19 protein-coding genes are annotated in these 23453 nt (G+C 47.3%); 9 read left to right on the top strand and 10 right to left on the bottom strand.

Going from position 1 to position 23453, the window contains the following annotated elements:
• Positions 1 to 2: 2 nt before the first annotated feature.
• Positions 3 to 812, bottom strand: coding sequence for a polysaccharide deacetylase family protein (locus MHM93_RS01480; RefSeq protein WP_239447664.1), 810 nt, complete (start codon positions 810 to 812; stop codon positions 3 to 5).
• 538 nt (positions 813 to 1350) lie between these two features.
• Positions 1351 to 2793 carry a 16S rRNA (cytosine(1407)-C(5))-methyltransferase RsmF gene (gene rsmF / locus MHM93_RS01475; RefSeq protein WP_239447663.1) on the bottom strand — a complete coding sequence of 481 codons (1443 nt, stop codon included), beginning with the start codon at positions 2791 to 2793 and terminating at the stop codon, positions 1351 to 1353.
• 229 nt (positions 2794 to 3022) lie between these two features.
• Here rsmF and MHM93_RS01470 point away from each other — a divergent pair, with 229 nt between their 5' ends.
• The 6 genes from MHM93_RS01470 to azu all read left to right on the top strand — a co-directional run bounded on the left by MHM93_RS01470 (position 3023) and on the right by azu (position 10271).
• Positions 3023 to 3709, top strand: a complete 687-nt coding sequence (locus MHM93_RS01470; RefSeq protein ID WP_239447662.1) for a GntR family transcriptional regulator — start codon at positions 3023 to 3025, stop codon at positions 3707 to 3709.
• A 24-nt stretch (positions 3710 to 3733) separates the two neighbouring features.
• Positions 3734 to 4612 carry a methylisocitrate lyase gene (gene prpB / locus MHM93_RS01465; RefSeq protein WP_053910898.1) on the top strand — a complete coding sequence of 293 codons (879 nt, stop codon included), beginning with the start codon at positions 3734 to 3736 and terminating at the stop codon, positions 4610 to 4612.
• Between the two features lie 42 nt (positions 4613 to 4654).
• A complete protein-coding gene (gene prpC / locus MHM93_RS01460; RefSeq protein WP_239447661.1) occupies positions 4655 to 5779 on the top strand; it encodes a 2-methylcitrate synthase in 1125 nt (374 codons plus the stop codon).
• A gap of 57 nt (positions 5780 to 5836) precedes the next feature.
• Positions 5837 to 8425 (top strand): Fe/S-dependent 2-methylisocitrate dehydratase AcnD, encoded by a 2589-nt coding sequence (gene acnD / locus MHM93_RS01455; protein ID WP_239447660.1) that lies wholly within the window; start codon positions 5837 to 5839, stop codon positions 8423 to 8425.
• Positions 8426 to 8468: 43 nt separating this feature from the next.
• Positions 8469 to 9638 (top strand): 2-methylaconitate cis-trans isomerase PrpF, encoded by a 1170-nt coding sequence (gene prpF, locus MHM93_RS01450; protein ID WP_239447659.1) that lies wholly within the window; start codon positions 8469 to 8471, stop codon positions 9636 to 9638.
• A gap of 192 nt (positions 9639 to 9830) precedes the next feature.
• Positions 9831 to 10271 (top strand): azurin, encoded by a 441-nt coding sequence (gene azu, locus MHM93_RS01445; protein ID WP_022943820.1) that lies wholly within the window; start codon positions 9831 to 9833, stop codon positions 10269 to 10271.
• A gap of 49 nt (positions 10272 to 10320) precedes the next feature.
• On the opposite strand, the gene MHM93_RS01440 is transcribed toward azu, so the two are convergent.
• Positions 10321 to 11223: an AraC family transcriptional regulator gene (locus MHM93_RS01440; protein WP_239447658.1), complete on the bottom strand. Its 903-nt coding sequence runs from the start codon at positions 11221 to 11223 to the stop codon at positions 10321 to 10323.
• Positions 11224 to 11361: 138 nt separating this feature from the next.
• Between MHM93_RS01440 and MHM93_RS01435 the strand changes: the two genes are divergently transcribed.
• The gene (locus tag MHM93_RS01435; RefSeq protein ID WP_239447657.1) at positions 11362 to 12882 is read left to right on the top strand and encodes an aldehyde dehydrogenase family protein; all 1521 of its coding nucleotides are present in this window, start codon (positions 11362 to 11364) and stop codon (positions 12880 to 12882) included.
• Positions 12883 to 12986: 104 nt separating this feature from the next.
• On the opposite strand, the gene MHM93_RS01430 is transcribed toward MHM93_RS01435, so the two are convergent.
• The 4 genes from MHM93_RS01430 to MHM93_RS01415 all read right to left on the bottom strand — a co-directional run bounded on the left by MHM93_RS01430 (position 12987) and on the right by MHM93_RS01415 (position 16739).
• A complete protein-coding gene (locus tag MHM93_RS01430) occupies positions 12987 to 14498 on the bottom strand; it encodes a leucyl aminopeptidase (RefSeq protein ID WP_239447656.1) in 1512 nt (503 codons plus the stop codon).
• Between the two features lie 93 nt (positions 14499 to 14591).
• Complete coding sequence (locus MHM93_RS01425; protein WP_239447655.1) at positions 14592 to 15626, bottom strand: CNNM domain-containing protein; 1035 nt, start codon at positions 15624 to 15626, stop codon at positions 14592 to 14594.
• 153 nt (positions 15627 to 15779) lie between these two features.
• Complete coding sequence (locus MHM93_RS01420; RefSeq protein ID WP_239447654.1) at positions 15780 to 16196, bottom strand: hypothetical protein; 417 nt, start codon at positions 16194 to 16196, stop codon at positions 15780 to 15782.
• 54 nt (positions 16197 to 16250) lie between these two features.
• Entirely contained in the window at positions 16251 to 16739 is a 489-nt protein-coding gene (locus tag MHM93_RS01415) for a helix-turn-helix domain-containing protein (protein ID WP_239447653.1), read from the bottom strand.
• 249 nt (positions 16740 to 16988) lie between these two features.
• On the opposite strand from MHM93_RS01415, the gene MHM93_RS01410 reads away from it, so the two are divergent.
• Positions 16989 to 18293, top strand: coding sequence for an AarF/ABC1/UbiB kinase family protein (locus MHM93_RS01410; RefSeq protein ID WP_239447652.1), 1305 nt, complete (start codon positions 16989 to 16991; stop codon positions 18291 to 18293).
• Positions 18294 to 18331: 38 nt separating this feature from the next.
• Positions 18332 to 18604, top strand: coding sequence for a hypothetical protein (locus MHM93_RS01405; protein WP_239447651.1), 273 nt, complete (start codon positions 18332 to 18334; stop codon positions 18602 to 18604).
• A gap of 29 nt (positions 18605 to 18633) precedes the next feature.
• On the opposite strand, the gene MHM93_RS01400 is transcribed toward MHM93_RS01405, so the two are convergent.
• From MHM93_RS01400 to MHM93_RS01390, 3 genes are all read right to left on the bottom strand, one after another.
• Positions 18634 to 19119, bottom strand: coding sequence for an acyltransferase (locus MHM93_RS01400; protein WP_343224137.1), 486 nt, complete (start codon positions 19117 to 19119; stop codon positions 18634 to 18636).
• Positions 19120 to 19815: 696 nt separating this feature from the next.
• Complete coding sequence (locus MHM93_RS01395; protein ID WP_239447650.1) at positions 19816 to 21834, bottom strand: KAP family NTPase; 2019 nt, start codon at positions 21832 to 21834, stop codon at positions 19816 to 19818.
• 536 nt (positions 21835 to 22370) lie between these two features.
• Positions 22371 to 22970: a hypothetical protein gene (locus MHM93_RS01390; protein ID WP_239447649.1), complete on the bottom strand. Its 600-nt coding sequence runs from the start codon at positions 22968 to 22970 to the stop codon at positions 22371 to 22373.
• Positions 22971 to 23453 lie beyond the last annotated feature (483 nt).

The following is a 23453-nucleotide window of genomic DNA, read 5'->3' as shown; positions in this document are numbered from 1 at the left end:
AGTTATGGGGCCTTACGATTACTGCGTACATAGTCGGCGACCTCGCTAACAGTGCCTACCCAAAAGCCATTGTCGGGGTCGTTAATATACGCGAGCAGTTGCTCCAACGCTTGTGTATCGACGGTATAAGGGCCCCGTTGGCCAATATTGTGGCCTGCTAAGATAATCCAGCTGTTATTGTCGCGATAGCGCTCCAGTAATTCTTTGATTTGCGCAAAACGCAGACCATCAATACGTATACCAGTGAGTTGGGCAAAGTCGGTAAAATTGGGATTGTTGGCAGTTTCATCATTCCAAGTGCGGCCGGTATCAAACAGGGTCGCTACCAAGGGCACATAGCTTTGTGTGTCTTTACCCCGGCCAACAAAAGTATGACCACAGGGATAGGCAAACGCGCGAGGGGTCACACCTAAATGTTTCTTAAAATAGTGGTTAGCCTCTTTAATGTCGTTTTCTAACCAAGCTAGGGTGGTCTGCTCTAGAGACAGGCCTTTTTTACGCAGCCATTCAAAGTTACCAGAGCATAAATGGTGGCTTGTGTGATTGCCTAATTCATGGCCATTGTTAATCGCCGCTTGCCACTGCGCTAAGCGCTCAGCAATGGACTCAGGTTGGGCATAGAAAGTCGCTTTTACTTGGTATTTGTCTAAAATGGCCATGCCCACATCAACTTGAGAGTGGCGACCATCATCAAAACTTAGACTGATGGCATTGAGCTTCCCATTGGGGTAGCTAAATCCGCTATAAAGACCGTTTGGTTGATCTTGGGCCTTTGCTTTTGCGTCACTCATTCCCAGCGCAGCACTCAGCATAGCAGTTACCAACAAAACTTTTCGCACAACCATAATAACTCACTCCCCATCAGAACCTTATGCCACTATATTAAGGGAGTGTGGGTGCGGCTAGAGGAAAAGGGTAAAAGCAAAAAATTTCATGTTCGTAGTGTCTTATTACGGGAACAGGCGCACCGTGTGATTGCTCAAGCAAGGAGTAGATTGCCAAAAGCGGCTAGACGTACCCCATCAACCGAAGGTTGAGTGAAATTGGTTTAACTTTCAATGTTTTAAAGTATTAAAGTCGGCTTTCAAAAAAGTGTGAGACGAAAAAATGCCCAGGACGAATCCGCATTGTCCTGGGCCCAGGGGAATGGCTCATGATGAGCCGTGCGCTAACTAATAAACTTTACACATTCATACGGGAGAAGCGAAAGTTCTTATAATTGTAGTTAACGCCGGGCGAAAATGGAAATAAAAACCTAGTATTAAATTACTATAAAAAACAACTTATTAACTAAACTCTGTAAATAATTGTAAAAAACTGGCTAGTGTTTCTTAACCGTTTATTACCAAGTTATACCCAAGTTATTAACTGCCCATCCATCACTAAATCACGAGCCAGTGCATTCTTAATTTTCTGCTCTTGCCATTTACCTAAGCCTACGGGCGCGCCATTGAGTGTCAGGATCACTTCACCTTTGTGCTTGCTCGGCTCATCTAAACGGATATCCTGACCGTGAAAGTACTGCTGAGCTTGCTGCGAGTTCAAGGCCATGGTATTGCGCGTTGCATAGTGGCCTAAGCAGGTTGCGAACTCATGCTCTAGCCGCACCCCATTTCTATGGGTGGTGCCTATCTGAATACCAATGCGCGAGTATTTGATGGCTGTAAATAATTGCTCATCGTCGATGTCGGGGAACAACCATACTTCCTTATCGCGTTGCATAAGTCGGCCAGCTAATTTATCCATGGCAAATTGTTGCTGCACATATTGCTGCAGTTGCTGTTGGGCCTTTTTCTCCATTGCCGTAAAAGGGAAGCGACCTTTTTTGGTTTTCGGCGTACAGCTACTTTGACTGCCCAATTTTTTAAAGCGGGCGATAAAGAAACCTTCACTATCAAAAAGCTGTGGCCACACATGTAAATAGCCTTGCTCAGTGCAGGCTTTGTCGGCATCAGGGAACAGCCCATGCAAGGGTTCAATCTCGATAAGCCCTGGAAATTGAGCGAGCAAATACTCGCATACCGCATGATTTTCTACCGGGGTGAGTGTGCAGGTAGAATAAACTAATGTACCGCCGGGTTTTAAAGCATGAAATGCGCTTCTGATCAGCGTTTTTTGTACGTCGCTAATATCAATATTGGATTGCAGTGACCAGTTCTTTAATGCGTCAGGGTCTTTGCGCACGGTGCCTTCACCGGAACATGGTGCATCGAGCAAAATGGCATCATAGCTTTCCTGCATATAATCACCAAAAACGGCACCATCAAAGTGTGATAAGCCCACATTGCGAGCGCCCACTCGTTTGAGTGTGGCACTGAGTGCTTTTAGCCGCGATGATGACAGTTCGTTGGCCACCAGCAAGCCTTGGTTATCTAATAGCGCCACTAGTTGCGAGGTTTTACTGCCTGGTGCCGCCGCCATATCGAGCACCGTTTCAGCCTCTTCAAGGGCATCGGCTAGGGCCATCGGCGGCAACATGGAGCTGGCCTCTTGCACATAAATACAGCCACTTAAGTGAATGTCGGTGCGGCCAATGGGCAATGCCTGTTCTTCCTCTTGCGGGCGAGTGAGCCAAAATCCCTCAGGGCACCATGGAATAGCAGTAATGTGCCACTGTTTGTCGGCGCAATAATCGCGAAATGCCGCCACCGACATTTTTAATGTATTCACCCGTACCGCGCGTTTCAGCGGGCGTTGGCAGGCAGCAACGAAGTCTTGTAATTGCAAGTGTTCGGGGAGGTAGGACGCAACGTCGTCCAAAAAGGCATCGGGAATATAAGTATGCTTATCCATCGCGATTTTAACTACAGCGGCTGTGACGGTGAGCTATAGTTTATCGCATCCGCTTTGGCATTGCTTTGCTTTTTAAGCTGTCGACACTTTTATGTAATAAAGCGAGTTTACAGTGTGCACAACGCTATAAACTGTGTTTATGTCGACAATTAAAGGTAAGGGTTATTGACAATTACCGGCATCGATCCCATAGTACAGGCCTAGATTGTCGACAATTTCGAGAAAAGCCGTGAGCGAACAGCTGCATTCACATCAACCTATTACCACTGCTGCCGATCAAGTGTTTGTTGATCTGCGCCGCGCTATTGTCGAGGGCGATATTGAGCAGGGCTCAAAAATATCCGAGCCCGAGCTGGCCAAACGCTTTGGGGTGTCACGTGCCACGCTGCGCGATGCCCTTAATCGCCTAGAGGCCTGTAATCTAGTCGAGCGCAAAGCCAACGTCGGTTGTCGCGTGGTGGCGCTCACGCCGGAGCGGTTAATTGAAGTCTATCAGGTACGCGCTGCACTCGAGGGGCTAGCCTGTCGACTTGCTGCCGAGAATATGGCTGATGAAGAAATCGCCTCGCTGAAAGGCTTATTGAATAAGCACCTTAATGAGCAGCGTGTTAAAGAAGGCGAATCCTATTACCAAGAAGCGGGTGACTTGGATTTCCATTATCGCATTATTAAAGGCTCTAAAAACGAGCATTTATTCAACTTGTTATACAACGACCTATATCAGTTGATTCGCATGTATCGGGTGCAAATGGGAATGACAGGGCCGAGGGTATCCAAAGCCTTCGACGAACACCTTGCCATTATTAATGCCATTGACAATCGCGATGGCGAGCTTGCTGAGTTGCTGATGAAACGTCATATCAGCTACTCCATGAATAATATTGAAAATAAGTTTAACGCGGCCCGCTCAGGGTAACCGCGCATCTAACAGGAGAACCCCATGTCCGCAGGAAAGAAATTTAGACAAGCATTGGCGGCAAACAAGCCGTTGCAAGTAGTGGGCACCATTAATGCTTACTGCGCCATTATGGCCAAACAACTGGGTCATCAGGCAATTTACCTCTCAGGTGGTGGCGTAGCCAACGCCTCTTATGGGTTGCCCGATTTGGGCATGACCTCATTGAACGACGTAATTGCCGATGTGCAACGTATTACTTCGGCCTGTGACTTACCTCTGTTGGTCGATATCGATACCGGTTGGGGTGGCGCATTCAATATCGCTAAAACCATTCGTGATATGGAAAAAGCCGGGGCCGCAGCGGTGCATATGGAAGATCAGGTGGCGCAAAAGCGTTGTGGTCACCGCCCGAATAAAGAAATTGTCTCAGTTGATGAGATGGTTGATCGCATTAAAGCCGCCGTCGATGCGCGCACCGACCCTGACTTTTTCATTATGGCGCGCACCGACTCGTTTGCTCAAGAAGGTCTAGAGGCCGCCATTGAACGGGCAAAAGCCTACGTAGCCGCCGGTGCCGATGGCATATTTGCAGAAGCGGTGCAAACCGAGGAGCACTATCGCGCCTTTGCTGAGGCCCTTGATGTGCCGATTCTCGCCAATATTACCGAGTTTGGTAAAACCGAGCTTTGGAATCGTAAAGAGCTAGGCGAGTGGGGCGTGGATATGGTGCTTTACCCGCTGTCGGCGTTCCGTGCCATGAATAAAGCGGCGGAGAATGTGTATAAATCAATTCTTGAAAATGGCGACCAAAAAGCGGTGCTAGATGAGATGCAAACACGCATGGATCTGTACGATTATTTGGGCTATCACGAATACGAGAAAAAGCTCGACGCCTTGTTTGCCGAAGGCAAAAACAAGTAACGCATTGACAGTTTCAACAGGAAAAAATTCAGGAGCAAGAAAATGGTAGATAAAGCATTAGGTGGCGCAGGCTTGCGCGGACAAGTGGCCGGCGAAACGGCGTTGTGTACAGTAGGTAAAAGTGGCTCAGGGCTGACCTATCGTGGTTACGATATCAGTGAGCTGGCTGACAAGGTGCAATTTGAAGAGGTAGCGTATTTATTATCGCGCGGCGAGTTACCTAACCAAGGCCAGCTGGTTGAATACAAAGCCAAACTAAAATCGCTACGGGGCCTACCGCAAGCACTGAAAAGCGTGTTAGAGACCATCCCTAAAGATGCACACCCAATGGACGTGATGCGTACCGGCTGTTCGATGCTTGGTAACCTAGAAACCGAAACTGATTTTGCCAATGCCGATGATGCTATTGACCGCATGGTGGCTATTTTTCCAAGCATTATCTGTTATTGGTATCGCTTTACCCATGACGGTGTGCGTATTGACGTAGAAACCGGTGATGACACTGTGGGGGCGCACTTCTTACATCTGTTACATGACAAAGCGCCATCACAACTGTTTGCCGACGTAATGAATGTGTCGTTGATCCTGTATGCTGAGCATGAATTTAACGCCTCAACCTTTACCGCTCGTGTGTGTGCTTCAACCTTGTCAGACATTCATTCATGCGTAACCGGCGCCATTGGCTCATTGCGTGGCCCACTGCATGGCGGTGCCAATGAAGCGGCGATGGATATGATTGAAGGCTTTAAAGACGCCGAACATGCCGAGCAAGAGTTAATGGGCATGCTGGCACGAAAAGACAAAATCATGGGCTTTGGCCACGCCATTTATCGTGAGAGTGACCCACGCAATGTGATCATTAAGAAATACTCAGAGCGCTTGGCGAAAGAGGTGGGCGATGATGTGCTTTACCCCGTGTCGGTGCGCTGTGAAGAAGTAATGTGGCGCGAGAAAAAGCTGTTCTGTAATGCCGATTTCTTCCATGCCTCGGCGTATCACTTTATGGGCATCCCCACGAAGCTATTCACGCCTATTTTCGTGATGAGTCGCGTTACTGGCTGGACTGCTCATGTTAAAGAGCAACGTGCCAATAACCGTATTATCCGTCCAAGCGCCGAATACACTGGCCCGGATTCTCGTCCCGTGCCCGCGATGAGCGAGCGCTAAACACCGTTTCTTTATGGCAGCCCTTGGGCTGCCTTTTTCTGCAATGTAGAGCGAATTATGAATTCTTTATACCGTAAGCCGCTGCCCAACTCGGATCTGATTTACTACGATACCCAAGAGGCGGTGGATACCATTGAACCGGGGGCTTATGCCAAGCTCCCTTACACCTCTAAAGTTCTGGCTGAGAACCTTGTGCGTCGCTGCGAACCAGCGCAGTTAACAGCGAGCTTAGAGCAACTTATTTACCGTAAACGCGATTTGGATTTTCCTTGGTACCCAGCTCGGGTAGTGTGTCACGATATTTTGGGGCAAACCGCGCTGGTGGATTTAGCCGGTTTGCGTGATGCTATCGCCGCGAAAGGCGGCGATCCGGCCAAGGTCAACCCTGTGGTGCCAACCCAGCTGATCGTTGACCATTCACTGGCGGTGGAACATGCAGGGTTTGAAGAGGATGCCTTTGAGAAAAACCGCGCCATTGAAGACCGCCGCAACGAAGATCGCTTCCACTTTATTAACTGGACCAAAACAGCGTTCAAGAATGTCGATGTGATCCCACCGGGCAACGGCATTATGCACCAGATTAATCTGGAAAAGATGTCGCCGGTGATCCAAGCCCGTGATGGGGTTGCCTTTCCAGATACCCTAGTGGGCACCGATAGCCATACCCCGCATGTGGACGCGCTAGGCGTTATTGCCGTGGGCGTTGGCGGCCTAGAAGCCGAAAGCGTGATGCTCGGGCGAGCTTCTTATATGCGCTTGCCTGATATTGTTGGTGTGGAGCTAACCGGTAAGCCCCAACCGGGCATTACCGCAACCGACATTGTTCTGGCGCTAACCGAGTTTTTACGTCAGCAGCGTGTTGTTTCAAGCTACTTAGAGTTTTTCGGCGAGGGTGCAAGCCACCTTACCTTAGGCGATCGCGCCACCATTTCCAATATGACACCTGAATATGGTGCCACTGCGGCCATGTTCTATATCGATGAGCAAACCATTGATTACCTCAAGCTCACTGGTCGCGATGACGAGCAGGTACAGTTAGTTGAGCAGTACGCGAAACATACAGGCTTGTGGGCAGATGCGATGACCCAAGCTCAGTATGAGCGGGTATTGCGTTTTGATTTAAGTGCCGTGGGTCGCAACTTAGCTGGGCCATCAAACCCTCATGCTCGCCTTGCGACCGCCGATTTGCAAGCACGAGGCATTGCCAAAGAAATTGAGCAACAGCCTGGGCTAATGCCCGATGGAGCGGTGATCATTGCCGCCATCACCAGTTGTACCAATACCTCAAACCCACGCAATGTGATAGCCGCAGGGTTGTTGGCGCGTAATGCCAATAAACACGGTTTAATGCGTAAGCCTTGGGTGAAAACCTCACTGGCGCCGGGCTCAAAAGCGGTAAAACTCTATCTTGAAGAAGCCAATCTACTACCTGAGTTGGAGCAGTTAGGTTTTGGTGTGGTCGGTTTTGCCTGTACATCCTGTAACGGTATGAGTGGCGCACTCGACCCGCAAATTCAAAAAGAAGTGGTGGAGCGAGATCTATACGCCACTGCGGTGCTCTCAGGGAATCGTAACTTTGATGGTCGTATCCACCCCTACGCTAAGCAAGCGTTTTTAGCATCACCGCCTTTGGTGGTCGCCTACGCCATTGCTGGTACCATTCGCTTTGATATTGAAAAGGATGTCCTAGGTCATGATAGCGATGGCAATGCCATTACCTTAAAAGACCTATGGCCAAGCGATGAAGAAATCGATGCGGTGATTGCCAAGAGCGTCAAGCCGGAGCATTTCCGTCAGGTCTATGAGCCGATGTTCGATTTAAGTGTCGACTATGGCGAGAAAAACGACCCGCTCTATCAGTGGCGAGAAAAAAGCACCTACATTCGTCGTCCGCCCTACTGGGAAGGCGCGTTGGCAGCAGAGCGTACACTAACGGATCTGCGCCCTTTAGCGGTATTAGGGGATAATATCACCACCGATCACCTGTCGCCATCAAACGCCATCCTCGCCAGCAGTGCAGCAGGGGAATATTTAGCGTCGATGGGGGTACCCGAGGAAGACTTTAACTCTTATGCCACGCACCGTGGTGACCACCTAACCGCTCAGCGGGCGACCTTTGCTAACCCAAGACTGCGCAATGAAATGGCCGTGGTAGACGGGGAAGTGCAAGAGGGCTCACTGACGCGTTTAGAGCCGCAAGGCGAAGTCATGCGTATGTGGGAAGCAATAGAAACCTACATGCAGCGCAAGCAACCACTGATTATCGTTGCTGGTGCTGATTATGGTCAGGGCTCATCACGAGACTGGGCCGCCAAGGGTGTACGCTTAGCGGGTGTCGAAGTGATCTTAGCCGAGGGCTTTGAGCGCATTCACCGCACCAACCTGATTGGCATGGGCGTGTTGCCGCTGGAATTCAGTGCTGGTGAAAATCGCAAGACCTTGGCCCTCAATGGCAGCGAAACCTACAGTGTAGTGGGTGAGCCCGCACCGGGAGCCAGTCTTAAAGTGCGCATTACCCGCGCCAATGGCGACGAGCTCACTATTACTAGCAAATGCCGTCTCGATACCCAGGAAGAGCTGTCGATTTACAGCGCCGGCGGGGTTTTGCAGCGCTTTGCCAAGGATTTCCTCGAGGCCACCACCTAGCAAAAATAGGTGGGCTGCGGCCCACCTTCACTGAGGTAGATAAATGTTACAACAAATAAAAATACCGGCCACATACATGCGCGGCGGCACCAGCAAAGGGGTGTTTTTCGCTCTCGATGATTTACCTGAGCCAGCGCAACAACCCGGACCTTATCGTGATGCCTTGTTGCTGCGTGTTATCGGCAGTCCCGACCCCTATGGCAAACACACCGATGGCATGGGCGGGGCGACATCCAGCACCAGTAAAACGGTGATCCTCTCAAAAAGCACGCAAGCCGAGCACGATGTTGACTATTTGTTTGGTCAAGTGGCCATAGATAAAGCATTCATCGATTGGAGCGGTAACTGCGGCAATTTAACCGCAGCTGTGGGCGCGTTTGCCATCAATAATGGCTTAGTCGATAACCACCGAATTCCTGAAAACGGCATTGCCGAGGTGCGTATTTGGCAGGCCAATATTGAAAAAACCATTATTGCCCATGTACCCATGCAAGACGGGTTAGTGCAAGAGCTGGGTGATTTTGAGCTCGATGGCGTTACTTTTCCTGCCGCAGAGGTGAAAATTGATTTTATCTCGCCGGTGGGTGAAGGCGCAGTGCTACCAACGGGTAATGCAGTGGATAGCCTAGCGGTGCCGGGCGAAGGGGAGCTTAAAGCCAGCTTTATCAATGCTGGGATCCCCACTATTTTCGTTAATGCTGAGGCGTTGGGGTATCGTGGTAATGAATTGCAAGAGCATATTAATGGCGACCCTGAGGCGCTGGCTCGTTTTGAGCGTATCCGTGCCTATGGCGCCTTAAAAATGGGGCTCATCAAGAATATCGACGAAGCGCAAGCGCGTCAGCATACACCGAAAATTGCCATGGTCGCACCGCCGAGCGATTATACCGCTTCCAGCGGTAAAGCAATCAATGGCGATGACATTGATGTGCAAGTACGCGCTTTATCAATGGGTAAATTACACCATGCGATGATGGGCACCGCCGCCGTGGCCATTGCTACTGCCGCCGCGATTCCCGGCACCTTAGTGAATATTGCCGCCGGTGGGCAAGCGCGCAACGGCGTGACCTTCGGACACCCCTCAGGGACTTTGCAGGTGGGAGCGAAGGTGGCGATGCAATCCCAAGATTGTGACGTGCACAGCGTCAGCATGAGCCGCAGCGCGCGACGACTGATGGCAGGCTGGGTTTACGTTCCTGAACCGCAATCGTGACACTCAACGAAACCGAGCACCTTGAAGGTAGCTCGGTTTTTTTGTACCCAGAGCTGATCTCTGCTACCGTAACTGCCGTACTAAAAAACAGTCAATAAAGCTTTGCTATCAAGCGATTATGGCTAATTCTGTTGCTTTTTTGGGTTGTATTTAATAATCTGAATGATAGCTATTAACATTACGGAGAAAGGTATGTTTAAGTCTCTCACTGCCATTGCGGCTTTGTTCTTTTCGTCAATGACCTTTGCCAATTGCGAATTTACCATCGAAGGTAACGACGCAATGCAATTCAATAAAAAATCAATGGAAGTCCCTAAAAGCTGTGAAACAGTTAAAGTCACGCTTAAGCACACAGGTAAGATCCCTAAGAAATCAATGGGTCATAACTGGGTGCTAACCACTAAAGGTGACATGCAGGCTGTAGCCAGTGCCGGTATGGGCGCGGGCTTAGATAACAACTACCTGCCTGCAGGTGATGAGCGCATTATTGCTGCTACCGACATCATTGGCGGCGGCGAGCAAACCACGGTGGAATTTTCTACCAAAGATATGAGTGCTGACGGCGAGTATATGTTTTTCTGCTCGTTCCCGGGTCACTCAGCGTTAATGAAAGGCACTTTCAAGCTTATCTAACGCCAAACAAGCCGAGTGTCTGCTCGGCTTTTCTCTGTTCTCCCCGCCTTTACCTTTCGCGCTTGTTATTTTGTGCAATATAAGCGCTCGGCGCTTGCCCGTAGTACTGCTTAAAGCTGCGGCTGAAATGACTAATACTATTGAACCCACAGGCAAAGCACGTTTCGGTGACGGCTTTAGAGCGCTCTAGCATTAAACCTGCATGTTCTAAACGGCGCTTAAGAATGTAAGCATGGGGAGTCATGCCCAAATGGCGGCGAAACTCACTAAAAAATTTGCTGCGGCTCATACAGGCGAGGCGAGCAAGGGTATCCACATCGAGTTGGGCGGCAATATGCTGCTCAATGTGGCTCAATACTTGATGAAGGGCAGTTGCCTGCGGGTCGTGTAAAGCGCAGCGCAATAATGCGTGATGATCTTGTTCGCGCAGTAGCCGCACAATCAGCTCAGTGGTTGCCAGCTCAATCAGTAAGGCTCTATCGCTTTTATTCTCCATAAATGCCCCGGCCAAGCGCTGGTAGATGGCCTCGGTGGTGGTGCTATGGGTGAGCTGCAAGGTTGCAGGTTGCTGCTCATGATAGCTGCCCTGGGCGCTTAATGACATTTGCTCGGCTACATTGGCGATGCGCTCGGCGTCGACTTCAAGGGTCAGGCAACGAGTTGGACGCTCTAGGGTCGCTAATGGAAAGTCGATATGCACCTGCTCATCGGCGGCGATAACAAAGCTTTGCCCTGGGGTGAAATCCCGCGCCTGCTGTAAGCTTTGGTGATGCATTACCTTTTTACCCTCGACCATGGCACAAAACATCAACTCATCGGTGCGAAAGGGGACTTGTTCACAGCGCTCAAAGGTTTCATACATGCACAATTGAATACCAGGCGCATTCACGACACTGCGATGGTCAATAAGAGTGTGGACGCTGTCGAAAGCGCTGGGGTTGCCATATAACATGTTTAATTCCTTTGCTTTGTGCTTGCTCTAGCATGGCTAAAAAATGGACATTTAGTCAAGCGCTTTGGATGTAAAGACAACCGCTTCACGGGCAAAGTTGTGTAATTTTGTAGTGATGCAACGATAAGGACAATAACGATGATATACGCAAATCCTAATACTCCCGGTGCGGTAGTTGATTTTAAGCCGCAATATGAGAACTACATTGGTGGTCAATGGGTAAGCCCAGTGCAAGGCCGGTATTTTGATAACACTACACCGGTTACTGGGGAGGTTATTTGTAAAATCCCGCAATCGTGTGCAAAAGACATTGAACTGGCCCTGGATGCGGCGCACCAAGCACAACAAACATGGGGCAAAACATCAGTGACAGAGCGCAGCAACTTATTGCTGGCGATTGCTCAACGGGTGCAAGAGCACAGCGAGCAGCTGGCCGTTGCTGAAACCTGGGATAACGGTAAAGCAGTGCGCGAGACGCTGAATGCCGATATTCCCCTGGTGGCCGATCACTTTCGGTATTTCGCCGGCTGTATTCGCGCTCAAGAGGGCAGCATTGGTGATTTAGATGAGCACACCGTGGCCTATCATTTTTACGAGCCTTTAGGCGTGGTTGGGCAAATTATTCCCTGGAATTTTCCGTTGCTGATGGCGGCGTGGAAACTTGCACCGGCACTGGCGGCAGGGAACAGTGTGGTGCTCAAACCGGCGGAGCAAACCCCAGTATCCATTTTGAAATTTATCGAACTCATTGGCGATATTTTGCCTGCGGGGGTGCTTAATGTGGTCAATGGCTATGGTGCGGAAGCGGGTCAGGCATTGGCCAGCAGCACGCGCATTGCAAAAATTGCCTTTACTGGCTCGACCCCGGTGGGAGCGCATATTCTTAAGTGTGCCGCCGAGAATATCATTCCCTCCACAGTGGAATTAGGCGGTAAATCTCCCAATGTCTATTTTGCCGATGTATTGAATCAAAGTGATGAATTTATCGATAAGTGCGTTGAAGGCGCCGTGCTGGCCTTTTTCAATCAAGGGGAAGTGTGTACTTGTCCATCGCGGTTATTAGTACAAGAGAGTATGTACGACGAATTTATCGGCCGGGTAATTGCCCGCACCAAGCAAATTAAACGCGGTAATCCGCTCGATACCGACACTATGGTTGGCGCTCAAGCCTCCCAGCAGCAATTCGATAAAATCATGAGTTACTTTAGCATCGGCAAGGAAGAAGGTGCCGAAGTGCTTATCGGCGGTGACGCCGAACGCTTCGACAATGAGCTTAATAATGGTTTTTATATTCAGCCGACTTTACTCAAAGGGCATAATCAAATGCGGGTGTTCCGCGAGGAAATCTTTGGTCCTGTGGTCAGTGTCACTACCTTTAAGGACGAACAAGAAGCGATTGCCATTGCCAACGATACCGAGTTTGGGTTGGGCGCAGGGCTTTGGACGCGGGATATGAATCGTGCCTATCGGGTTGGTCGAGCCATTGAGGCGGGTCGGGTGTGGACCAATTGTTATCATCATTATCCTGCCCATGCCGCGTTTGGCGGTTATAAAAAATCGGGCGTTGGCCGCGAAACGCATAAGATGATGCTTGAGCACTATCAGCAAACCAAAAACCTACTGGTTAGCTACAGTGATGATGCCTTAGGGTTTTTCTAGCTCATCACTACACAGAACGTATTGTGATATCGCCATAGCAAGACAACAAAAAAGGGCAGGTAACCCCTGCCCATAACTGACTCATAGTGCGCTATCAGTGCACCTTATTTGGTTTTGAGCAACCATTCGCTTAGTAGCCTGACCCCGTAGCCGGTGCCGCCTACATTCACTTCACCGTCAGCCTTGCTCGCTAACGCATTACCGGCAATATCGAGGTGAACCCAGCGGGTGTCTCCAGCAAAGTGTTGTAAGAATGAAGCCGCCGTGGTTGCTCCCGGGCCTCCTGAGCCGATGTTTTGAATATCAGCAATGTCTGACTTTAACTTGTCTTTATAGCCTAAAGGTAAGCGCCATACTTGCTCGTTCACCGCTTTGCCTGCTGCCGTTAATTCGCTGACTAATTGCTCGTCATCAGAGAAAATTGCGCTATAGCGATTGCCTACGGCGCGTACTTTTGAGCCAGTGAGTGTGGCTACATCCACCATAATCTGCGGCTTAAACTGGCTGCGCGCATACCACATGGCATCGCTGAGCACTAACCGGCCCTCGGCATCGGTATTGAGTACCTCGACACTTAAGCCTTCAGCGGTGCGCAGGATGTCTCCCGGCGCTATGGCGGTTTCAGACACCATGTTGGCGGCCATGCCCATTACGGCAACGACATTAACATCGGCTTTGCTCAGCGCCATGGCTTTCACGGTACCTAGCACCGCCGCAGCACCGGCCATGTCGGATTTCATCCGCGCGATTGAAGCGCCGGTTTTAATACTATAGCCGCCCGAATCAAAGGTAATGCCTTTACCAACCAGAGCAATGGGTGCGTCATCGCTGCCTTGATAATGTGCAACCACCAGTCGAGCACCGTCCTTGCTACCTCGGCCTACGCCTTCCAACGCCCCCATGCCGAGGGCTTTAATCTGCTCAGGCCCCAATACCTCGACTTTAACACCGACCTCGCGTAGTTGCTGCGCTGCTTGTGCAAACTCTACAGGCGTTAAGGCGCTCGGCACCTCGGAGGTGAGGTCGCGGGCTAAAAATACACCTTGCTCGATATGACTTAAGGCTTGATATGCCTGCTCGGCGCGCGCTTGATCAGCGACATCAAAGTGATAGCTTAGCGTCGTTTTTGCTGCATCGCTTTGTTTATAAGTGTCGAAGCTGTGGTCGCGCAGGTTAACGCCATGGGCAAATTGAGCCGCTAACTCGGTATTAGATAACTGCCCATTGATAGTGGCAAAATCGATGTTTGCCGTCGTCACCTTCATGCCCTCAAGCAGACCATGCACGTTGCCACCGAGTTTGGCTGTACGCGCTGTATCAAGCTCGTCTTGCGTCCCAAGGCCGACGACAACGACGCGTTCATAGTTTGAGTCTACAGGGGCTAGAAGCTGTACATGCTTATTATACTCGCCGTTAAACTGGGCGGTGTTAAGTGCTTTTTGTAATTGTTGTTGCGCTTGTGGTGATAACACTGAGGTATTGAGCGCTTGGTCTTGCTCTTGTAGCAACACCAACGTGCCGTTACTTGCTAATTCGTTTTGGAATTGAATATTGGCTCCATGGCTGCTGGCTGCAACCATGGCTAACGACAATGCACTGAGTTTAAGGTACGACATAGACTTTCCCTTTAATACGTTAAATCGCTGCCTTTTTACCTTATTTCAGTGCATTTGATAACAGTTTGTCGTTCAATCGCGGGTTTCTGCCGACTAACGCCCTGATTGTGAGCGGCGCTCATGCTTCTTGCGCTGCAACCAGCGTCGGCGCGCGAAACGGCGCATGTTAGCAATTTGGTCGGTTTCATCCAAAATAGCTTGGCCAATAATGGTTTCTATGATGTCTTCTAAAGTGATTAAACCTTGCCATGAGCCGTATTCATCATACACCAAGCACATATGTTGCTGCTCTTCAATTAACTGGCTTAACAGGTGTTCCACACTGATGTTATTGGCAACCACTTTAGCCTTGCGCGCCAGTTCGATAGCGTATTCTTTGTCGCCGGTGGCAATTAAATCACTTTTAAACAACACCCCATGTGGGACTTCATCGTCATCAAGCAGTGGGAAGCGAGAAAACTGGCTCTTGATCACTTTCTCACGCACCTCGCTAAGATGGGCATCGGGTTTGAGCGTTTCACATACAATGCGCGGCGTCATAATATCGCGCACCTTGATGGTATGAAGGTCTAGAATGTTGGCGATAGCGCGGTGCTCACTGTCATCAATACTGTTTATCTCTGCTCCCAGTGATGCCAAGGCTTTTAACTCGACGCGCAAATCTTCCTCAGTGGCGCTGCCGCCAAGCAGTCGAGTGATTCTGTCTGATATCCAAATAAATGGTTTGAGTACACATATTAGAAAGTTGAGCAATGGAGGCATGGCCACCGCAATTTGCGGCCAGAATCGTGCACCGAGGGTTTTCGGGATGATCTCCGAGAGCAATAAAATAAGAATGGTCATCACCGCTGAGGCAATGCCTAAGTAACCATTCCCAAACACCACGGTGACTTGCGCACCGACACCTGCGGCGCCGACGGTGTGGGCCACCGTGTTTAAGGTAAGAATGGCAGCTAAAGGTTGGTCGATGCGATCTTTTAAGCGCTTGAGTTGCGTGTAGCGCTGTGGGTGTTCAAGCTTTTGCTTGGCGATAAAGCTGGGGGTAATGGATAGCAATGCTGCTTCAAGAACAGAACAAATAAACGACACGGCGATAGATAGCACCGCGAAAGCGATAAGTAATATCATGGTTGCTCTGGGCAATCCTTCTTAGTTAGTTGAAAAATGCTATACGCAAAGCATGTATATTGAGGTCAAAAACAATAGATCAAGCGCGACCTTATGACAATATAGCAATCAAAATAACGCGGGCTAAAACGTATGTTCAGCCCGCGTTTGGGATTAGCCTGCCAGCTTGGCTTGGGTGCTGTGAATAACCCAATATGCCCCGGTTATTACTGCAAGTGTGGGCAGCGCTAATTTGGCAAAATGAACTATCAGCGGCTGCTCAAGGTGTGTGAATACGCTTAGCAAACCATACAATGTGATGAGCATTGCCAAGGCCAGGGCATTGCGTAAACCTTGGCTTTTAGTCATGTAGGTCACCAACATCCCCGTCAATATGCATGCGCTAGCGCCAATGGCTAAGGTCAATGCAGTTAAGCTCATATCTTGGCTTGCTAATCTTTGCGCCTGAGCCATATCCGCTCCTTCGGGCAGCCAAACTTGGATTGCTACGGCACTGGCGATTGCGGTAATCAGCAGATAAGCTAAAAAAGCCAGTATTACAGATTTTATTACTAATTTATCGTTGAACATGGTGCTCTCCTTTTTGTTAGTTGAATCAGTTAGCAAGGAGTGCAGGGCATGAACTTATAAGTCGAATTTAAATACCTGTTTGCGCCAACCGCGATAACAAATAACCGCGATAGATACTAATAAAGAGACAGCAACGGTATCTTTAAGTAGTGTCATGGTCTGTTGGTCAATGCTGCCACTTTGAAAAGCGGAGTATATCCCCCAAAAACCAAAACAATTTGCCGCAATCACTGCCAGTAGCCCAATCAAGTATTTTACTCGCAGGTGTTGCGGTGCAGGTAAAGGTTGAGAAGGTATAGGCTGTGATGGTGGCACAGGTGCTTCGGTATTGCGCGTTGTCGATTGCGCAGCCAGTAATTGCTGGCAATCTAAATCAAAAGCGGCAGCAATGCTTTTAATGGACTCCCCTGAGGCCACGCCTTTGGCTTCTATTCTTTGCACCGTGCGTAAGCTCAATCCGGCTATCTCGGCAAGCTGCTCTTGTGATAGGCAACGTTTATCTCGTTGGTTTTTAATTTCTGTAGTATTGACGTTCATTTTCATTGTTGTGGTCTCCTTGCTAACTGAGCCTTTAAATTAGCAAGTGACCCGCTCCTACTGTACGTTAGCGATGTGTTATCTACCCGACACTTTTACGACACTCAAGCGCCAGCGCCTGTTATTAGTGGCTTTAACAAGCCTTGCATGCAATTTAAACAAATGCAACTTGGCGGTAAACATACGGGTTGCTCGATCGTTTTTTCGGCTTTTTTCGTACTAAGTCACAGTTTTAGGATCACAATCAACACGCAAATGAGTAAAGATAAAGCAGTGCCCACTTCCAAGTTCTCCCGAGCCTTACGGTTTGGTTCATTGGCTGGGAGAGTAGCCAGCAATGTTGCCTATGGCGGCTTAAAATCCATGGTCACAGGGCAAAATAAAAGCACTAAAGAGTTAGTGTTAAACAGTAAAAATATTGAGCAATTGGCGCATTTGCGTGGTGCGGCGATGAAACTCGGTCAGTTATTGTCGATGGATGCCGGCGAGCTATTAAGCCCAGAGCTCAGTGCACTGTTGTCGCGGTTGCGTAATAAAGCCACACCCATGCCACATAAGCAGCTGACCCGAACCCTGAAGCAGCAATGGGGAGCTCATTGGCTAGACGGTTTGGCTAATTTTGAGCTGCGTCCTTTCGCTGCGGCATCCATCGGCCAGGTACACCGTGCATACACTGATAGCGGCACAAAGTTAGCCGTGAAAGTGCAATACCCTGGGGTCGCCAAAAGCATTGAAAGCGATGTGGATAATGTCGTGAGGCTGCTTAAGCTCACTGGTTTACTGCCAAAAGGGTTGGACATTGACGAGCTTATTGCCGAGGCGAAAGCTCAGCTGCTTAATGAAGCGGACTACACCCTAGAGGCGCATTACATGAACCAGTACCAAGAAAAGCTGGGGCCAAGTTCACACTTTGTGGTGCCAAAAGCGCAGAGCGAGCTGTGCACTGCGCAGATTTTAGCCATGGAATTCGTTGAAGGCGAGGCCATTGAGCAGGCGCTTACCTGTACGCAAGAAGAGCGCAATCGTTTAGTGATGCATTTACTTACCCTGTTTATTCATGAGCTTTTTGATTTTCGTTTAATGCAAACCGACCCCAACTTTGCTAATTACTTGTATCAGCGCGACACCAGCCGTATTGTACTGCTCGATTTTGGTGCAACCCGCGCCATTAGTGAGCCCATTAGTCGGGGATATTGGCAGCTTATTCAGGGCGCCATAACAGGCGATCGCGGTATCATGGCGCAAGCGGCCCGTGATATCGGTTATTTTAGTGATAATGTGGATAAAGCCTATGAGCATACCGTGCTCGATATTTTTGCTTTGGCCTGTGAACCGCTAACGGCAGGTGGTGAGTATGACTTTGCCAGCAGTGCTTTGCCTGCGAGAATCAAACAAAAAGGCTTGGCGATGAGCAGTCGCGAACTGCAATGGCATAGCCCTCCGGTGGATGCGCTGTTTATTCACCGCAAACTCGCTGGGCTATTCTTAATTGCAGCTAAGTTGCAGGCGAGGGTCAATGTTAGCGATATTTTGGCTAACTTCAATGGTAAGACATGGTAGGCTTTAGCTGCAAATTTTGCTGTAATAGGGTCAAGGGAATGACATTATTGCAAGGAAAAAGCATGGGCTTTAAAGTAAACCATTACGCAGCAAAAACGATCAATCGTACCTTTAGTACCGATTGGGAAACACTTATCATTGAGTTGATTATTGGCGGCATCTGCGCCGTGTTGGCGGTCGTTGGCTATCAAGCAAATTTACTACTGGTGTTTGGCCCTGCAGGGCTCATTAGCGCCATTTGCTTTTTGGGTATTACCTATAACCTATACCAGTATTGGCAGGATAAGCGCCACTCGGCGAAAGGTGATTAGAGAGGCCCTAGGTTCAAGGTAATTCGAAGTTAGACTGCCCCATGATGAGCGAGTAGGTTTTCCAGAGCAAAAGTAACCATGAGCGATAAGCCTAGCAAAAGAGCATTGGTCGTTGCTCGAACCAACCAGGGGGCGGCTGTATAGGAGAGCCTCTTGGGGGTTGATACTAATGCCAGTGCACCCATCAAGCCAAACCATGGAGTGAAAAACACAACTAGCTGCCATTTGATCAGGGAGACCGCTAAATCATGCAGCGCACCACTGAACAAAAACGTAATCCACACAGCCAACGCCTTAGGTAAGTAGATATTAAGAGGGCGCATAATATAACGCGACAAGTAATAGCCCCAGATGGGGTTCCAGTAATGCCAAAAGGTCGCGAACGAGCCTGCTCCAAAGGCGCGATAAAGCATATTCCTAAATGAGTGCGTTGCTCCCATGGGCACGCCATTTGTTCTTTTTACATATTGACGAAGTGACAGCATAAAGGCCTTTATCATAGATATGATGAACATAGCCACGTACCAAGCGGGCTTGTGTGAACTAACGTTAGCTCACAACTGACTAGATCAAACTTACCATCACTGCTGCTATGTGCCAATTTTAACTATTGTTTTATAAAGTTTTACGAGTTCGGCTATATACCGCTATCTCCAGCTCAATACACATACCAACAAAGAGTCTGTTAGCCCTTAGACTAAGTAAAAACTGGTGAACAGATACTGGGATTAAGCGGTTTATATTGTTTCTGGGCCCAGTATCCCATAAGGAATTTAGAATAACTGGCTGGTGGATGGTGTATCGATAGGGAGCGAAATAGAGCCTTAGAATACGAAGACAAGCTCGAACTGGAGGAAACACCAAAAATTATTTACTACTGAATTTGTAACAGAAGAATGGTTGGCATAGCAGTATTTGAACCTGCGACCCCTACGAAAGGTGATATAACATTGCCCCTGCTATCGTCTACTATTTTCTTAATAGTTTCATTGATGGGGATGATCACATGAGATGCTGCGCTTTTATGTGCTTTTTTGCGATGTATCGCTAGTTCACCGCATATCAGCACAGTATCATCTTGCTTAGGGTTGCCATACCAAATGCAGCCAAAATGACCTGTAGTAGTGTGATTACCAAGAGATACTGACGGTATAAGCACCAAGCGACTTTGACGTAATCACACTTATTGAAATAAATAGATCTCAATCCTTTTATTGATTGAGGAAATTTTTATAAATAATATAAAACGATGAGCTTTCGTCATATGCTTCGAGTAAGTAATCCAGTTCAACCTTTTGTTCATCATGAAGCATTTCAAAAGCCCGATAGTCAATATCATTGTAACTCTGAGGCTTTCCGTCTTTGTCTACCCTAAAGCGTTTTTTGAGTAAGATCGCTTTGTATATGGCCAGCGAGACCCGTGGGTTCTCAATATGAAAAAGCAACTTGATTAATACCTTATGTAGCTCTCGGTCCTGTCCATCAAGATTCCTGTCGCTAGAAAATCGGTCAGGAATTAAGATCTCTATCACCTCTAGAGCAGTACGCTCATTATCGAAAAATGACATGAGCCTATCTCGATCCTTAGAAACAATCAGGAAAAGTGCTCTAACCTCGTTTTGTATGTGGAGCTGTATGTCCTTTTTCTTTAAGCGATTGAAAAGAGCGTATAAGTATAAGACCGATATATTAAAAGCCCATCTTACGTGTTTCTTTAAGCTAGGGTTTACTGTAGTGATATAGGTCGAGATCAGAAGCAATGCTTCTGCCTTAAAGCTTTCCCCACTGTAGCTTTCCCAAGTATCATGAGTCATATTTCTTAACGAATTTGACTTACTCTGAACAGCTAAAAGAACTTTGGGCCAAAAGGTTTGATTAAAGAAACTACGCTTTGATAGTTGAACTTTCCTCGTAAAGTCTATGAACTGAGAATTACCCACCATTCGATCTATAAAAGAATGTTTTTGGTGGTCATATTGACTATTTTGGAAATCTAGCATTTGTGAGAATAGTTCTTGGTCTTTAAAGTCAACTCTTTGCAGATAACCTGGATCCAGATAAATTCTCCAATAGTCTTTGATGCCACAATTGGATATAGATTGCATTCTTAAAGGTAGCCCAGCCACCGATTGACCCCATGTAGGAAAAATATAACTTATTACTTTTTCTAGTTTATTTTTGTCTAATCCACATTCTTTTAAATCTAGTTCCTTCCATGCGATATGAAGGTTTGAATGTGTTTCTTCATTAAAGTTTATAAATGTTTCGATGTTGTCTTTTATAAAGCTATACACAGTAGGTGTGCTGACCCCCAGAATGCTTAGGATGAGCAAGTCATCATAATTTATTTCACCCTTTAATTCATGCCACCTTGCCCTCATAGCTCTTTCTATATCAGCATACTCTCTAGGGGAAGAAATAAACGATGATATATATTTAAGAATGTTATCAGGCAAAGTTATAATCTGTTGATCATCAATATATATGGCTTGATGTGAAAGAGCCCATGACGTATTGTTAGCTTCATAAAAGTATGTGACTTTTGGACTCCTAAGCTCCGAGCTCAAACGTCTTAGCTGACCTTCGAAATTTAAACTTGGTAGTTCTAGTCTGAAATCTGTAACTCGAGAGATAATTTCATGAGCTTTTTCACCATAGCCGATAGTAAATATGAAGCTCATATTTTTCAAAGACTTTAAGCTATCAAGGAGCGGTGCCAATGAGTTTACAGCAGCGGCAACATCGTTGTTTCGGTCCATGTCCTCTATGAATATGCAAATTTTATATCTACATTCTTCTAATAAATTGTCTAACTTGTTGAGTTGGACTTCAGGAGAGGTTGAGTTGTTCAAAAAGTGAGCTATAAACTTTGTGGAATGGTGGACTTCTCTAAAGGCATGAAGATATTTGTCAGGTAGATTTTGGATGCTTGAAGTTTCAATGTATTTACTTAGCGTAGAGATAGTTTCTTGAAGTAGTAAACCTTGAATGTTGGGAGTACTGTCAGCCTTTCCCCAAGCATCGAAAGTAACACAAACCCAACTTAGAGAGTTGGAGTTGCTTCTTTTCTCAAGCTTTTCCTTCAGCAAATTAAGCGTACTTGTTTTTCCTGTCCCAAAGGCGCCGATTAGTGCTATCCTCCCAAATCCTCTGCCAGAACTACTATGTTTAGTCATTTTATCGGCAATATTTTCTGCAATGGATACTCGTTCATATCTATCATCAAGCATCGTTAATATTGGTGCTTCAGTTATTGAGTCGATATTCCTGCAGTGCTTGCTTTGATAGTGTTTATACGATGGGTATAGAAATAGAGCTTTTATATATCCGAAAAGCCACAGGACGCGGTCATTCAAGTTACTTATACTTATACCCATATAGAGAAGGGCAAGCACCAACGCTGAGTTAGTGGCCGTTTCATGCCAGTCAGTCCTATGCACGCTGTACCTAATAATATATATGATAATTATCAGAAGAACCGAAACTCTAACGACAGACCAACCTTTTTGGCTTATTATTTTTAAACTAGTTAAGTCAACATCAAAGTAATATGAGCCCGTGGACGTGAGCATTTGCCCTATGATAGCTCCGGCGAGGACTACTAATGCATTCTGAGCGAGGTATGGGAGTTGGCTAAAGTAGAGTAGGTAATCTCCATATAGCTCAGTAGCCTTGTCTACCGAGCCAAGAAGTATAAAAAGTATCAGTGGTATTGTAGTGCAAAGAGTAATACTTACTAGCTGGCGCATTGAAGGCTTTGGGATAATCATTTTCTTATATGTTTTTCTATTTTTTTAGCGGATAAGATAGGAAAAACTTGAGAGATTACAAAAATCCCAGACGCCACGAATATAGTTCCAGCAATCATGCTGGTAAATAGCCCTAAAATTTTTGGTACACCAGAAACCCAAGAGAAAGCCAATAATAGAGCGCCTGAGAGCATTAGAAAGCTACCAGCTATAGCGTTATACCAAAAGAAGAGTTTATCAAAAATGGTTAGGCAAACCTTTAATTTCCCATCCTCGACTTCTAAGTGTCCATTAGCTTTGACAAACTGCCCAAAAGTGATCTCTCCGCGCGAATTATTGTAGGCATCTAGAACAAGGTCTCTTTTAAATTTGTCCATGCGCACACCGTGAATGCGGTAGAAATATTCTATTGAGACTTCATCATGTAAATGTGGCTTTAGATTGTCCGGGAGCGCATCATCAGCTACTGCTTCTTTCAAAAAAAGTAGTCGTTTTGTTTTATGTCTCTCAAGAATAGATGAGACTTTCTCTAAGTTAACAACTATGGACAAAACAAGTACTGTAGAAGCCAGCCAGTATTGACCGGTTGATAAATAGCTTAACACCTTGTCGATCACGGCATATCCTTATTTGAGCTAGTTCTTTAAAGTAGTTATTAGCAAAGCATCTCAAAATAGCAAACCCGGAGCAAACTTTATCGACCATCAACTATATTTATATAAGCACTAAATCAGTGACTTAGAGGCTGTAGCCATCTGGGCAGTATACTTGTTTCCTATCAGTATTGAAGTGTAGGCTGAGATTTTAACTCGATATTCATCTTAAACCTTTTACGAGAACTGCAGAGGGAACTGAAGATGTCTCTTTTAAAAACATCCAAAAGGGATAATATTTTACTCAATGAATCGACGGGTAGAATATCAAAGTTAACGTCTGCAGCTGATGGTCTTCGAGCTTCAGATATAGAGTGGACAAATAACACTTAGCTGTCCACTCATAAGCTATCTCATCTTGAAATCTAAACACTGTATGGATTTATAGTTCAATAATGGGTTGGACAAGGATTGGTCAAAAAGTGCCTGGACCGGGTTTTCCTTACC

It is taken from the genome of Pseudoalteromonas sp. MM17-2 (assembly GCF_022347945.1).
GTDB lineage: Bacteria > Pseudomonadota > Gammaproteobacteria > Enterobacterales > Alteromonadaceae > Pseudoalteromonas > Pseudoalteromonas ruthenica.
The sequence above is the reverse complement of the archived record's forward strand: the minus strand, read 5'-3'. Positions and strand labels throughout refer to the sequence as shown.